A 12,332-nucleotide genomic window follows, 5' to 3' on the forward strand; every position below is an offset into this window, starting at 1 on the left:
ATTCTAGATCAAGCGGTGCCCGCCCTCGACATGCAGCGTCGTTCCGGTGGTGAAACCGTTGCCGATCAGGAAGAAAATGGCGTCGGCGATGTCGTCGGGCTGGCCGATCCTGCCGACCGGCAGCCGCTCGGCCATCGCGGCCAGCGTCTCGGCCTTTCTGTCGCCGGCAACCTGCGCCCAGATCGTGGTGTCGACCCAGCCGGGTGACACGGCGTTGACGCGGATTGGCGCCAGCTCCACGGCGAGCGCCCGCACCAGCCCTTCGAGCGCCGCATTGACGGCGGCAACGACTGAGCCGCGCGCTGCCGGCCGATAGGCGGCGATGCCGGAGACGAAGGTCATCGACCCGGCGACGCCAAGCCGTGGTGCGCCATGCTTGGCAAGCAGCAGCGGGCCGTAAAGCTTGCTCTCCACCACCCGTTGCGCCGCCTGCAGGTCAAGCTCGGGTAACAGCCGGTAGGCGCCTTCGATGTCGGCGGCGGTGCTGACGATGTGGTCGAGCCGGCCGATCCGCGCGAACAGCCCGACCACCTCGTCCTCCCGCGTGATGTCGACAGCGGCCACCTCCAGGTTCACTGGGTTGCCCAGCGCCTCGCACGCCTGCCGTAGCCGGTCCTCGCTGCGTCCGGCGATAGTGACTTTGGCGCCGGCCTCGACGCATCGCCGCGCCAGCGCCAGACCCATGCCGGAACCGCCGCCGACGATCAGGATTTTCTGGTTTGAAATGCTCATTTCGCTCTGCCTTTGTTTGGATGGACAAGGGCAGGGGATTGGCAGTTCGGTGCGGCAAGGGAAAACGGAAGAACCCGATGGCGCTATCGGAAATGCCGATGGTTCTCAATCCTGTGCGGAATGGAAGCTCGGCCACGCAAGGTCGGCTGGTGGCCGCTTACCGCGCCAGCGGGCTGTCCCAGACCACAAACAACAGCGCTTTCAGCTGGGCAAAGCGTTCCGGTCCGAGCTCGGCGCGCCACTCCTCCTCGATGTCGCGCAGGATGTCGACCATTTTCCAGAAGGCGGCATGCCCCCGTTCGGTGGACCGCACCACGCGGGCGCTGCCTTCGCCCGGAATGTCGGATCGCATGAGGTAGCCGTAGCTTTCGAGACTGCTGAGCAGCTGGTTGATGGCCTGCTTGCTCATGCCTGCGCGCTCGGCGATGGTACCCGGACGTGCGCCATCGGGTCCGGGAAACTGCAGCACCGCCATGTGCGGCAGGCGCAGTTCGCCGAAGCCGGCGGCGTTGAGTTCTTTGATCAGCCGGCGCTGGATCGCCTGCGCCGGCACGCGCAGCAGGGCACCGATCAGCAGATCCTCGGTCCTGGTCTGCAGAACTTCCGTGGATGTGGCCATTGACGATCCGGTAAATTGAGTTTACTGATTGGTAGTAAATGTAATTTACCCGGGGAGTTTGTGCAATGCCAGCTGTGGATCTTCAGGTCAATCCTGCCAACGAAATCATCGGCACCAAGGGGCTGTCGGTTCGCTTCCTGGTGTCGGGCGACAGTTCGAGCGGCAGCGTCGCCGCCTTCGAGCTGATGGTGCCCGGCGCGCAGCGGCTGCCGGCGCCGGCGCACAGCCACGACCGCTACGAAGAGACGATCTACGGCGTCGACGGGGTGTTGACCTGGACCGTCGACGGCAAGGCGATCGAGGTCGGACCCGGGGAGGCGCTGTGCATTCCGCGCGGCGCCGTTCACCGGTTTGACAACAATGGCACCAGGGATGCCAAGGCGCTTTGCATCGTCACGCCCGCGGCGATCGGCCCGGACTATTTTCGCGAGGCCTTTGCGGTGTTCAACGCCGCTGCTGGCGGCCCTCCGGACAAGGTCAAAATGATGGACATCATGCGCCGACACGGGTTGACGCCGGCAGCGCCGCCACCAACCTGAAGCGGGTCGAAGAAACGCCGGTCAATCGCCGCAAGCGGTGAAGGTGGTGCCCGGGTTCCAGTCCTTGAAGGCGATGGTCTGGCCTTCGACCGAGACGGTCTTGTGCTTCGTGCTGCCGTCCGGCTGCTTTTCGCTGCTGGTGCCTTTGCCGGTCAGGACGTTGTACTCGCAGGCGCTTTCGGCATTCTCCTTCATATAGTCATAATGGTCATAGGCAAAGCCGGCGACGATGAAGGCACCGTTGCGCCAGGCGATGGTCAGCGTCATGTCGGTCCGTTCGCTGCCGACCGGCATCGCCGGCAGGTAGAATTTGATCGAGCCGTTGGGCAGCATCGTCAGTTCCGGCTCGGTGTCGGAGTTCTCGTAGCCCGGGCGGTCGTAGCTGTTCCATTCGCCGAGGATCTGCTCGTGCACGATTTCAACGGGCTTGAGGTAATTGTGCTCCTTGTCCCTGAGGAAGAAGTGGACGTCCATCGGATGGCCGGGCTCGGTCTCCACCACCATGGCAAGATCGACGGCGCCGTCGCCGTTGAAGTCGCCGGTCACCGCCGTGATGATTTTTTGGGTTTCGATAGGCTCGGCCAGGGCTGCCGTGGGGAACAGCACCGCGAGGGCGAGGAGCACAGATTTCATGACGGATATTCCCCCCGAGCGTAGAACCTTGTCCTATAGCACGGTGGTGCGTTCCATCGTCATCCGCCGGCAAGCTTTGTTGCTGCCGGAAACTGACAGGGATCCATGTCACGATGTTGACGCATGATGCTGGAGGCAAGATGTCGGTGATGCGAGCGGCAAGCGCGACGAACGGGCAGGCCGGCTGATGGCGCCGGTCAAGGTCGATCCCGACAAGGTCAGGGAATTCCCGGACGCGGCCAGCTTTCACGCCTGGCTCGGCGAGCACCACGCCATGGAAACCGAGGTGTGGATCAAGGTCCACAAGGTGGGGTCGGGACTGAAGTCGATCACGCCCAAGGAGGCCATCGACGTGGTGCTGTGCTTCGGCTGGATCGACGCCGTGCGCAAGGGGCTGGACGACAACAGCTTCCTGCAGCGCTACACGCCGCGCAGCAGGAAGAGCATCTGGAGCCTGATCAACATCGACAATGTCGCGCGGCTGGTCGAGGAGGGCCGCATGACCGAGCATGGGCTGAGACAGGTCGAGGCAGCCAAGGCCGACGGGCGCTGGGCGCGCGCCTATGGCAGCGGCAAGGCGATGAAAATTCCGGATGATCTCCAGGCCGCGATCGATGCCGAACCAGCAGCGAAAGAGATGCTGGGCAAGCTCAACGCGCAGAACCGCTTCGCGCTCGCCTTCCGCACCCACAACATGAAGACCGAGGCCGGCCGCAAGAAGAAGATCGAGACCTTCGTCGCGATGCTGAAGCGCGGCGAGACGATCTATCCGCAGGGCAAGAAGTGAGGCCCTTCAAGGCGCTGATCACGCCATCAAAGCGTCGTCGCGGACAGCCTGGACAAGAAAGTCGAGGACCGTTGTGACACGCAACGGTATGTTCCGGCGGGATGGATAGACGACGTTGATCGGCAGGCGCGTCGGCGGAAAATCCGGCATCACCTTAACCAACCTCCCTGCTTCGATGTCCGGCCCGGCCAGAATATGGGAGAGCACTGCAAGCCCGCCTCCAGCCAGCGTCGCTCGATGGACGGCCATTGAATTGTTGGCGATCAGGCGAGGCTCAATTCGCAGAACCACCTCATCCGCCCCGTCGGAGAAAGACCATGACCGGCCGTCGCCGGCACGGCTGTAACAAATGCAGCAGTGACCACTGATGTCCTGCGGCGCTTGCGGTGTATCCCGCCCCTTGAGATAGCAGGGCGAGGCCACGAGAAAGGCAGTCGTCCAGCCGATCCGGCGACACATAAGGCTGCTGTCGCCGACCGGCCCGAGGCGTACCTCGAGATCGATTGCGTCCGCGACCAGATCTGAGGGTTCCTCCCGCAAGATCAGGTCAACAGTAAGCGCCGGATGGCTCTCCAGCAGGCTTGAGAGGCGATCGCTCATGTAGAGTCCGAGTGGCGCGGGCAGGCTTAGCCTCACTTTTCCAGATGCGGTCGCTCCTTCGGCGCAGCCGGCTTCGCTGAGCGCTTCGACCGCTTCTATGACGCGTAGCGCCATCGGGAGCATCTGTTCACCCTCGACCGTCAAGGCAAGCGCGTTCGTCGTGCGGTGCAGAAGGCGCGTGTTCAGATGCGCTTCCAGCGCAGAAACCTGCCGGGATACGGCCGGCTGCGTCAGATCGAGGTCGATCGCGGCCGCCGAGAAGGACTTTGTCTCCGCCACCCGCAGGAACGTTCGCAATGCCGATACGATGTCCACCCTCACCCCCATACTTTTCGACATATGCCTTATGTCCGCATCCCAGGCGGGAGGCGCTTTACTGTCCGGAGATTATGGATATCATCTATCCTTAAGGATATCAAATATCCTCAAACAAGGAGAGAGCCGTGACACAGCGCCTGAACGTCGCCCAACAATCGCCCGAGCTATTCAAGAAGTTTCTCGACTTCAGCATGACCGAGGCACACAGCGTTATCGAAGAGAAGATCCGCGATCTGATCCACATCCGGGCGTCCCAGATCAATGGCTGCGCCTTCTGCCTCGACATGCATGTCAAGGAAGCAAAGATCCACGGCGAGAGCGAGTTGCGGCTCTACCATGTCGCCATCTGGCGGGAATCGAACCTTTTCATTCCTCGTGAACGCGCCGCGCTTGCCTGGACTGAAGCCGTCACGAAGCTCCCCGAAGGCGGTATTCCGGACGAGCTCTATGAGCGTGTGCGTGGGCAGCTTTCGGAAAAGGAAATCTCCGACCTGACCTTCTCGATCATGGCCATCAATGCCTGGAACCGCGCCAGCGTCGCCTTCAAGACCGTGCCCGGCTCTGCGGATAAACTTTACGGCCTCGACAAGGCCGGCCTGAATTAAGCGTTTCGCTCTGAGAACCCATCAAGGGATGCACGTCCGCATGGGCGGCGGCGAACGAAGACAACTTTGAAAATCGTCATTTCCGGTGCAACCGACCTGACCGGTTCCAAGACCGTGCTCAACAGGAGACAAACATGAATCTACAAAACACTTCACACCCCGATAGGCAGGGGTCCGACGAGTTAGTTCCGTCGCGCTACGCGCTGCGGATCGGCGAGATTGACGTGCTGGTGGTCAGCGACGGGGTGCTGCCGCTACCGACCGCGATGTTGGCACACAACGCCGACCCGGCAGTCCGGGCCGCCTGGCTGGACGACATGTTCCTACCGCCGGACGCTTTCGATTGGCCGCTGAACGTGGTCGTGGTGAGTAGCGGCAGGCAGACCATACTCATCGATGCTGGGCTAGGGGTGGACCCGGACTTGCACTTGCCGCGGGCTGGGCAGTTGATCAAGCGACTGGAGGCCGCCGGCATCGATCTTGCAGCCGTGACCGACGTGGTGCTTACGCACATGCACATGGACCACATTGGCGGGCTGCTCGTCGACGGGGTGAAAGACCGGCTGCATCCGGACCTGCGGATCCACGTGGCCGCCGCCGAGGTCAAATTCTGGGAGGCGCCCGATTTCTCCCACGTCTCCATGCCGCCGGGGTTCCCGGACGCGCTTCGGGCGGCCGCCAAGCGGTTCAGGAAAGAGTACGACAGCCAGCTGCTGCTGTTCGAGGAGGAGTACGAGGTGGCGCCGGGGGTGGTCGTATCTCGCACCGGCGGCCACACCCCCGGGCACAGTGTGGTCCGCCTGGCATCCGGCGGCGACCGGCTGATGTTCGCCGGCGACGCCGTGTTCCCGGTCGGATTCGAGCACCCCGACTGGCACAACGGCTTCGAGCACGACCCCGTGGAGGCAGCCCGTGTTCGGGTCCGGCTTATGCAAGAGCTGGCGGCAACCAGCGAGCTGCTGGTGGCCACTCATATGCCGTTCCCATCCGTCGGCCGTGTGGCGGTCGCCGGCGATGCTTTTCGTTGGGTACCGGTTTTCGGGACTACTGACCGCTTGTTGGGTTAGGGCCGACCTAGGGCGCGTAGCCTTCAAGGCCGTGCCCGGTTCGGCCGGCAAGGCCGGCCTGAACTAACCTCCCACCCCAAGCAAATCTCTCGAGCAACGCGGCGCCAGAGCGATCGCGAATGGAGAAGTGTCATGAAAATCGTCATCATCGGTGGCACCGGCCTCATCGGCACCAAGACAGTCGAACGCCTGCGCAGGCAGGGGCATGAGGTGATTGCCGCCGCGCCAAACACGGGCGTCAACACCATCACCGGCGAAGGCCTGGAGGAAGCGCTCGCGGGCGCCGAGGTGGTGATCGACCTCGCCAACTCACCCTCCTTCGAGGACAAGGCCGCGATGGAGTTCTTCGAGACGTCGGGCCACAACCTGCTCGCGGCGGACAAGGTTGCTGGCGTCAAGCACCATGTCGCGCTCTCGGTTGTCGGAACCGAACGCCTGCAGGAGTGCGGCTATTTCCGCGCCAAGCTCGCCCAGGAAAAGCTGATCAGAGCCTCCGGCATTCCCTACACCATCGTTCATTCCACGCAGTTCATGGAGTTCCTGGCTGGCATCGCCAAATCCGGCACGGTCGGCGACGCTGTGCATCTGTCGCCGGCCTATGTGCAGCCCATCGCATCCGATGACGTCGCCGACGTCATGGCGGGTGTCGCGCTCGCCGCGCCGATCAACAGCATGATCGAGATTTCCGGTCCGGAGCGTGTGCGAATGAACGAGCTCGTCGCCCGCTACCTGAAGGCTGCCGGCGATCCTCGCAAGGTCGTGGCTGATCCGGAGGCGCGCTACTTCGGCGCCAAACTGAACGACGGTTCGCTCGTCTCCGACAACAATCCCCGTCTCGGCCGCATCACCTTCGAGCAGTGGTTCGCCACCTCGGCGCGGAAATGACCATCACGATGCGCCGCAGCTTCGGGCGCAGCGTTCCACCCAACGCACAAGGAGTTTCGAAATGATCAAGTCAATCGTCGCCGCCCTCATCGTCACGGCAGCCTTGGCAGGCCCGGCCGCAGCCCAGGATACAGGCGAGAAGGCCGCCAAAGTCACGCTCATCTATGAGCATGAACTGCCGAATGTCCCCGGCAAGAGCATCAAGGGCATTCTGGTCGAATATGGTCCCGGCGGTCATTCGGAAGCGCACACCCATCCGAGTTCCGCCTTCATCTATGCAACGGTTCTGGAAGGCTCCATCCGCAGCCAGGTCAATGACGGCCCGGTCAAGGTCTACAAGGCCGGCGAGAGCTTTTCGGAGCTGCCGGGCGATCGCCACAGTGTGAGCGAGAACGGCAGCAAGACGAAGCCCGCAAAACTACTGGCGGTCTTCGTGGTCGATACCAACCAGAAAGAACTGACCTATCCGGTCAAGAAGTAGGCCGAAGAGGCCGGGCGCCCTTCCTGGTGTCCGGCCGTGGCTGTAGACTGAAATCACGCTGGCGAGTCCATGTCTGGATCATCGCTGCGTGCGTTTCACGCTTCCGGGGCTTGCTGGCATTTTCGCGTGGCATCCTCTGGGCGTCCGATGGTCCGCCTGTTGTCTGGATGATGAAAGACTAAAGCGCGTCGCGTCTGAATGGATTCAGACGACGCGCCTTAGGTCTTTGTTATTATGCATGTCGTTCTCCCAAAACCGGGGCCACTTTTGGGCGACATGCATTAGCCATCCGCCACGACCTGCATTCCCATTCATCCGGCGCGCTCCAGCACCCATTCAAAGCTGCTCTTCCAGAGTTCGGCTGGAATCTCCTGCGCCAGGGCCTCGGTGAGATCGGAAAGCCTGACACTGCGCAATTTTGCGCGCCAGGCCTCGTCGGCTTCCCACATGATGCGCGACACCGCGCAAGGGCTGCTTTCGCAATAGCCCTGCGGACGACATGGGTTGTTCTCGCGGATATTGTTACACACAAATGTCCGCGCTTTGCCCTCGACCGCCTCGACGATATCCAGGAAGGTCAGTTCGGCCGGTGTCCGCGCCAATCGATATCCACCTGACGGACCCAGCGTCGTATGGACCAGACCTGCCTGCGACAGGCTTTGCAGTGCCTTGGAAAGATACTCCTTGGGAAGGCCATGGAACTCGGCAAGCGCTTTTGTCGAGAGATAGCGCCCCGCGGGCAGGCCCGCGAGAATGGCGCAGCAGTGCAGCGCCCATTCGACTTGGCTTTTCAGGATCATCAATTGATTCCGGGGTCGATACTGACCGGGCTTTATTAAGGATATAAAATATCCCTATTCCACTGCGGTGTAAACAGACAGGTCCCGGTTCGGCCGGAGTGGGATTTCAGCATCGTCCGTTGTCGCCCCCGAGGCAGCTTCTTGGCGCGATCTGCGTCGGGTACGCCGTCGCGATGCTGAAGCGCGGCGAGACGATCTTCCCGCAGGGCAAGAAGTAACCCTTCAGGCGCCGGAATGCGGGTCAATGCTGTAGGGATGGGCCGGGTAGCCGGGACCGATGACGTCGCGCACGCGGCCAATCCACGCCATGACCGCCGGATAGTCCGCCACAGAGAAGCCGCAATCCTCGGCGCGATGACTGTAGGCATAGACAGCGATATCGGCGATGGTGAGGTCGTTTCCGACGAGAAACGGGGTGTCGCCAAGGCTGCGGTTCATGGCGGCTAGTGTACGGGCTCCGGCTTCGCGCTTGCCCGCAACCATGCCCTGGTTGCGCTCGAGCCGTCCGGTCAAGGTCCAGAAGCGCAGCGAACCGATGACCGGCTCGACATTGTATTGCTCGAAGAACAACCACTGCACGACCTTGGCGCGCTGATAGCGGTCCGCCGGCAGAAAAAGCGTCCCTTCGGCAAGGTAGATGAGGATCGCATTGGATTCGGCGACGGCGCTCCCGTCTTCGAGCTGAAGCACCGGGACGGCGCCGGCCGGATTGAGTTGAAGGAAGGCATTGGTGTGGCTCTCGCCCTCGAAAATCGAGACCATGCGACTGTCATACGGAATCTCAAGCAGCCCGAGCAGGACCCGGACTTTCCAGCCATTCTGCGATGGCAGATAATCATGAAGCGTGAGCATGGCCCGTCCTTCTGGTGGGATGGGGTAGCCTCGCATGCGGTCCCGCCCGGCCGCCACCCGATTCCTGCGATAGGGCAGAGGGGGCGTGACAGAACGCATCGTGGGAAAATAGCCCCAACCATTTCATGCACGCCATCGCATGATGACTGCGATCCCCGCCACCTAATAAATCAATTCCGCTCGTGCCATCTTTCTCCCGAAGCAATCGACATCCCAGGAGCCGCACATGAACACCCATTCCAGCAAGGTCGCGCTGGTTACCGGCGCCAATCGCGGCATCGGCCTTGAGACCGGGCGCCAATTGGCGAAACTCGGTTTTGCCGTGCTGCTTGGCGTACGTGATCCGGCGAAGGGCGAGGCGGCGGCACGAGGGCTCGACGGCCATGTCGAGGCCATCGCGTTCGATGTCGCGTCGCCCGACGCAGCGGCACGGGCGGCGGCGGATGTCGAGCGCCGGTTCGGCCGTCTCGACGTGCTGATCAACACGCTGCGATCCATTACGACACCGGTTCGCGGGCGTTGCTGCCGGACTGGACTGACATCCGCGAGGCGTTCGAGACCAATGTCTTCGGCGCCTGGCGGGCGGCGTCCGCCTTTGCGCCGCTGCTTGGGGCCGGTGGCCATGGCAGGCTGGTCAACGTCTCCTCCGAAGGCGGTTCGCTGGCCTCGATGGGGGCAGGAGCGCCGGCCTATTCGACCTCGAAGGCGACCCTCAACGCACTGACCTGCGTGCTGGCGGCTGAATTGCGCGGCGCCGGCGTGCTGGTCAACGCCGTCTGCCCGGGCTGGGTCGCCACCGACATGGGCGGGCCGGGAGGACGCCCGGTCGCGCAAGGGGCGGCCGGCATCGTCTGGGCCGCGACCTTGCCGGACGACGGTCCGACCGGTGGCTTCTTCCGCGACGGCAAAAGGCTGCCGTGGTGAGGGTCGGATTCCGGGCATGACCGGTGGAGCGCAGCTGGCGCTTGGTTTCGGGCGGTTCAACGTTTGAATCGTTGAACCGCTGCAACTATTTGATTTTGCGCAATTCCGGACGGAAAGCCGCTGCACATTATTTCCTGAAACAGCGCAAGAAAAAGGCCGCCCTCGCTTTTGCGAGTGGCGGCCATTTCCCGGGAGGAAGTCAGAAAGAGCGGCGATCAATAAGCCTTGGCGTGCTTGTGGCCGTGCCTCTTGCCGGTGTGTTTCTTGACATGCCTTGTGTCTGGATGTTGAAAGTCTGGGCTTCAAAAACCGGTTTCAAAGATCTGATATCCTGGGCCTGATCGTCCGGCGTCACCCCAAGCAGCTTCAGAGCGTTGGCCAGCGTCCTGATGCCTTGCGCCTGCTTGCGCTCGGCACAGAAGCGGACGGCCGTCTTCTGCAGCGTCATTGCCTCGGCGACCTCGGTCATCTCGGCTTTGGTCTGGATGGCTTGGTCCAATTGAAGACTGAGCAGGTCGCAACGTTCGCTGCGGGTGATGGCCGCTTTTGCTTCCGACGGTCCGATCGGGGTGACGGCGAGCGACATGCCGAGCAGGGCACCCATCCATCCGTTCGAACCTCGTTGCATTGCCGGTAACCGTCCCGTTCGCGTTGTGCCGCGACCATTTTCCGGCCGCCGCAGGGATGCTTATGCCAGCCGATCTTTTCGCCAGTTTTTCCGAACTGTTGAATCTTGTTTCTGGAGTGTGTCCGGGGCGTGCGGCGCTTGCGCCTCTTCCTCTGGCGCCCGCCATCGCGTATGGCCCCGGGGAAAATCCTTCGACGCTCCAAGCCTCCCGGAAATCGCATGATCAGACTGGAAAGCATCAGCAAGCAGAATGGCCGTCAGCTTGTCTTCATCGAAGCGTCGGCGGCGCTGCAGAAGGGCGAGAAGGTCGGCCTCGTCGGCCCCAATGGCGCCGGCAAGACGACGCTGTTTCGCATGATCACCGGGCAGGAACAGCCCGATGAGGGCCAGGTGCAGGTCGATCGCGGCGTCACCATCGGCTATTTCAGCCAAGATGTCGGCGACATGGAGGGCCACAGCGCGGTCGCCGAAGTGATGAACGGCGCCGGGCCGGTGAGCGACGTGGCGGCCGAGATGGCCGCACTCGAGGCCGCCATGGCCGACCCCGACCAGGCCGACCAGATGGACGAGATCATCGAAAAATATGGCGAGGCGCAGCACCGTTTCGAGGAACTCGACGGCTATGCGCTGGACGGCCGCGCCCGCGAGGTGCTCGATGGCCTGGGTTTCAGCCAGGAGATGATGGACGGTGATGTCGGAAAACTCTCCGGCGGCTGGAAGATGCGCGTGGCGCTGGCCCGCATTCTTTTGATGCGGCCCGACGCCATGTTGCTCGACGAGCCGAGCAACCATCTCGACCTCGAAAGCCTGATCTGGCTGGAGTCCTTCCTGAAGAATTATGACGGCGCGTTGCTGATGACCTCGCACGACCGCGAGTTCATGAACCGCATCGTCAACAAGGTGGTCGAGATCGACGCCGGTTCGCTGACCGCCTATTCCGGCAATTACGAATTCTACCAGCAGCAGCGGGCGATCGCCGACAAGCAGCAGCAGGCGCAGTTCGAGCGCCAGCAGGCGATGCTGGCCAAGGAGATTGCCTTCATCGAGCGCTTCAAGGCGCGCGCCTCGCATGCCGCCCAGGTGCAGAGCCGGGTGAAGAAGCTGGACAAGATCGATCGCGTCGAGCCGCCCAAGCGCCGCCAGACGGTGTCGTTCGATTTCCAGCCGGCGCCGCGCTGCGGCGAGGACGTCGTGACGCTGAAGAACGTCCACAAGGGCTATGGCAGCCGCAGCATCTACGAAGGGTTGGATTTCCAGGTCCGCCGGCGCGAGCGCTGGTGCATCATGGGCGTCAATGGCGCCGGCAAGTCGACGCTGTTGAAGCTGGTCGCCGGCGCCTCCGAGCCCGATACCGGCACGGTCGCGCGCGGCCCGAGCGTCAAGATGGGCTATTTCGCCCAGCACGCCATGGAGCTGCTGGAAGGCGAGCGCACCGTGTTCCAGACGCTGGAGGACGCGTTTCCGCAGGCAGGCCAGGCGCCGCTCAGGGCACTGGCCGGCTGCTTCGGCTTTTCCGGCGACGAGATCGAGAAGAAATGCCGCGTGCTGTCAGGCGGTGAGAAGGCGCGGCTGGTGATGGCGCTGATGCTGTTCGATCCGCCCAATCTGCTGGTGCTGGACGAGCCGACCAACCATCTCGACATCGCCACCAAGGAGATGCTGATCACTGCACTCTCGCAGTATGAAGGCACCATGCTGTTCGTCTCGCACGACCGGCATTTTCTGGCCGCACTTTCCAACCGCGTGCTGGAGCTGACGCCCGAAGGCATCCACACCTATGGCGGCGGCTATACGGAGTATGTCGAGCGCACCGGGCATGAGGCGCCAGGGCTGCGGAGCTGACAGCTACCAATGGCGCCGGA

Annotated in this window: 15 protein-coding genes and 1 pseudogene; 9 read left to right on the forward strand and 7 right to left on the reverse strand. The window is 62.7% G+C overall.

Annotation, left to right across the window (positions count from 1 at the left end; translation table 11 throughout):
- Nucleotides 1–3 precede the first annotated feature (3 nt).
- On the reverse strand, nucleotides 4–732 hold the full coding sequence (locus ACFFNA_RS10340) for an SDR family oxidoreductase (protein WP_378917921.1): 729 nt from the start codon (nucleotides 730–732) through the stop codon (nucleotides 4–6).
- 157 nt (nucleotides 733–889) lie between these two features.
- Nucleotides 890–1,351: a MarR family winged helix-turn-helix transcriptional regulator gene (locus tag ACFFNA_RS10345; protein WP_378917923.1), complete on the reverse strand. Its 462-nt coding sequence runs from the start codon at nucleotides 1,349–1,351 to the stop codon at nucleotides 890–892.
- A 65-nt stretch (nucleotides 1,352–1,416) separates the two neighbouring features.
- Between ACFFNA_RS10345 and ACFFNA_RS10350 the strand changes: the two genes are divergently transcribed.
- A complete protein-coding gene (locus ACFFNA_RS10350; protein WP_378917925.1) occupies nucleotides 1,417–1,890 on the forward strand; it encodes a cupin domain-containing protein in 474 nt (157 codons plus the stop codon).
- A gap of 21 nt (nucleotides 1,891–1,911) precedes the next feature.
- Here ACFFNA_RS10350 and ACFFNA_RS10355 read toward each other — a convergent pair whose 3' ends face one another.
- A complete protein-coding gene (locus tag ACFFNA_RS10355) occupies nucleotides 1,912–2,523 on the reverse strand; it encodes a hypothetical protein (RefSeq protein WP_378917927.1) in 612 nt (203 codons plus the stop codon).
- A gap of 187 nt (nucleotides 2,524–2,710) precedes the next feature.
- Here ACFFNA_RS10355 and ACFFNA_RS10360 point away from each other — a divergent pair, with 187 nt between their 5' ends.
- The gene (locus ACFFNA_RS10360; protein ID WP_378917928.1) at nucleotides 2,711–3,310 is read left to right on the forward strand and encodes a YdeI/OmpD-associated family protein; all 600 of its coding nucleotides are present in this window, start codon (nucleotides 2,711–2,713) and stop codon (nucleotides 3,308–3,310) included.
- An 18-nt stretch (nucleotides 3,311–3,328) separates the two neighbouring features.
- On the opposite strand, the gene ACFFNA_RS10365 is transcribed toward ACFFNA_RS10360, so the two are convergent.
- The gene (locus ACFFNA_RS10365; RefSeq protein WP_111543330.1) at nucleotides 3,329–4,225 is read right to left on the reverse strand and encodes a LysR family transcriptional regulator; all 897 of its coding nucleotides are present in this window, start codon (nucleotides 4,223–4,225) and stop codon (nucleotides 3,329–3,331) included.
- A gap of 128 nt (nucleotides 4,226–4,353) precedes the next feature.
- On the opposite strand from ACFFNA_RS10365, the gene ACFFNA_RS10370 reads away from it, so the two are divergent.
- From ACFFNA_RS10370 to ACFFNA_RS10385, 4 genes are all read left to right on the forward strand, one after another.
- Nucleotides 4,354–4,833, forward strand: a complete 480-nt coding sequence (locus ACFFNA_RS10370; RefSeq protein ID WP_111543331.1) for a carboxymuconolactone decarboxylase family protein — start codon at nucleotides 4,354–4,356, stop codon at nucleotides 4,831–4,833.
- A 134-nt stretch (nucleotides 4,834–4,967) separates the two neighbouring features.
- On the forward strand, nucleotides 4,968–5,900 hold the full coding sequence (locus tag ACFFNA_RS10375) for an MBL fold metallo-hydrolase (protein WP_378917931.1): 933 nt from the start codon (nucleotides 4,968–4,970) through the stop codon (nucleotides 5,898–5,900).
- 132 nt (nucleotides 5,901–6,032) lie between these two features.
- Nucleotides 6,033–6,785 (forward strand): SDR family oxidoreductase, encoded by a 753-nt coding sequence (locus tag ACFFNA_RS10380; protein ID WP_378917933.1) that lies wholly within the window; start codon nucleotides 6,033–6,035, stop codon nucleotides 6,783–6,785.
- Between the two features lie 61 nt (nucleotides 6,786–6,846).
- Entirely contained in the window at nucleotides 6,847–7,266 is a 420-nt protein-coding gene (locus ACFFNA_RS10385; RefSeq protein WP_111543334.1) for a cupin domain-containing protein, read from the forward strand.
- Nucleotides 7,267–7,577: 311 nt separating this feature from the next.
- On the opposite strand, the gene ACFFNA_RS10390 is transcribed toward ACFFNA_RS10385, so the two are convergent.
- Both ACFFNA_RS10390 and ACFFNA_RS10395 read right to left on the reverse strand, forming a co-directional pair.
- On the reverse strand, nucleotides 7,578–8,066 hold the full coding sequence (locus ACFFNA_RS10390; protein ID WP_378917935.1) for an RrF2 family transcriptional regulator: 489 nt from the start codon (nucleotides 8,064–8,066) through the stop codon (nucleotides 7,578–7,580).
- Nucleotides 8,067–8,288: 222 nt separating this feature from the next.
- Nucleotides 8,289–8,918 (reverse strand): glutathione S-transferase family protein, encoded by a 630-nt coding sequence (locus ACFFNA_RS10395; RefSeq protein WP_378917937.1) that lies wholly within the window; start codon nucleotides 8,916–8,918, stop codon nucleotides 8,289–8,291.
- A 226-nt stretch (nucleotides 8,919–9,144) separates the two neighbouring features.
- Between ACFFNA_RS10395 and ACFFNA_RS10400 the strand changes: the two are divergent.
- Nucleotides 9,145–9,345 (forward strand): annotated as a pseudogene (locus tag ACFFNA_RS10400) (SDR family NAD(P)-dependent oxidoreductase); the annotation flags it as partial.
- A 92-nt stretch (nucleotides 9,346–9,437) separates the two neighbouring features.
- Nucleotides 9,438–9,842 carry an SDR family NAD(P)-dependent oxidoreductase gene (locus ACFFNA_RS10405; RefSeq protein ID WP_378917939.1) on the forward strand — a complete coding sequence of 135 codons (405 nt, stop codon included), beginning with the start codon at nucleotides 9,438–9,440 and terminating at the stop codon, nucleotides 9,840–9,842.
- A 199-nt stretch (nucleotides 9,843–10,041) separates the two neighbouring features.
- Here ACFFNA_RS10405 and ACFFNA_RS10410 read toward each other — a convergent pair whose 3' ends face one another.
- Complete coding sequence (locus ACFFNA_RS10410) at nucleotides 10,042–10,428, reverse strand: hypothetical protein (RefSeq protein ID WP_378917941.1); 387 nt, start codon at nucleotides 10,426–10,428, stop codon at nucleotides 10,042–10,044.
- A gap of 261 nt (nucleotides 10,429–10,689) precedes the next feature.
- Here ACFFNA_RS10410 and ACFFNA_RS10415 point away from each other — a divergent pair, with 261 nt between their 5' ends.
- On the forward strand, nucleotides 10,690–12,312 hold the full coding sequence (locus ACFFNA_RS10415; RefSeq protein ID WP_378917943.1) for an ABC-F family ATP-binding cassette domain-containing protein: 1,623 nt from the start codon (nucleotides 10,690–10,692) through the stop codon (nucleotides 12,310–12,312).
- Nucleotides 12,313–12,332 lie beyond the last annotated feature (20 nt).

It is taken from the genome of Mesorhizobium kowhaii (assembly GCF_042431665.1).
In the GTDB taxonomy this organism is placed as follows: domain Bacteria; phylum Pseudomonadota; class Alphaproteobacteria; order Rhizobiales; family Rhizobiaceae; genus Mesorhizobium; species Mesorhizobium kowhaii.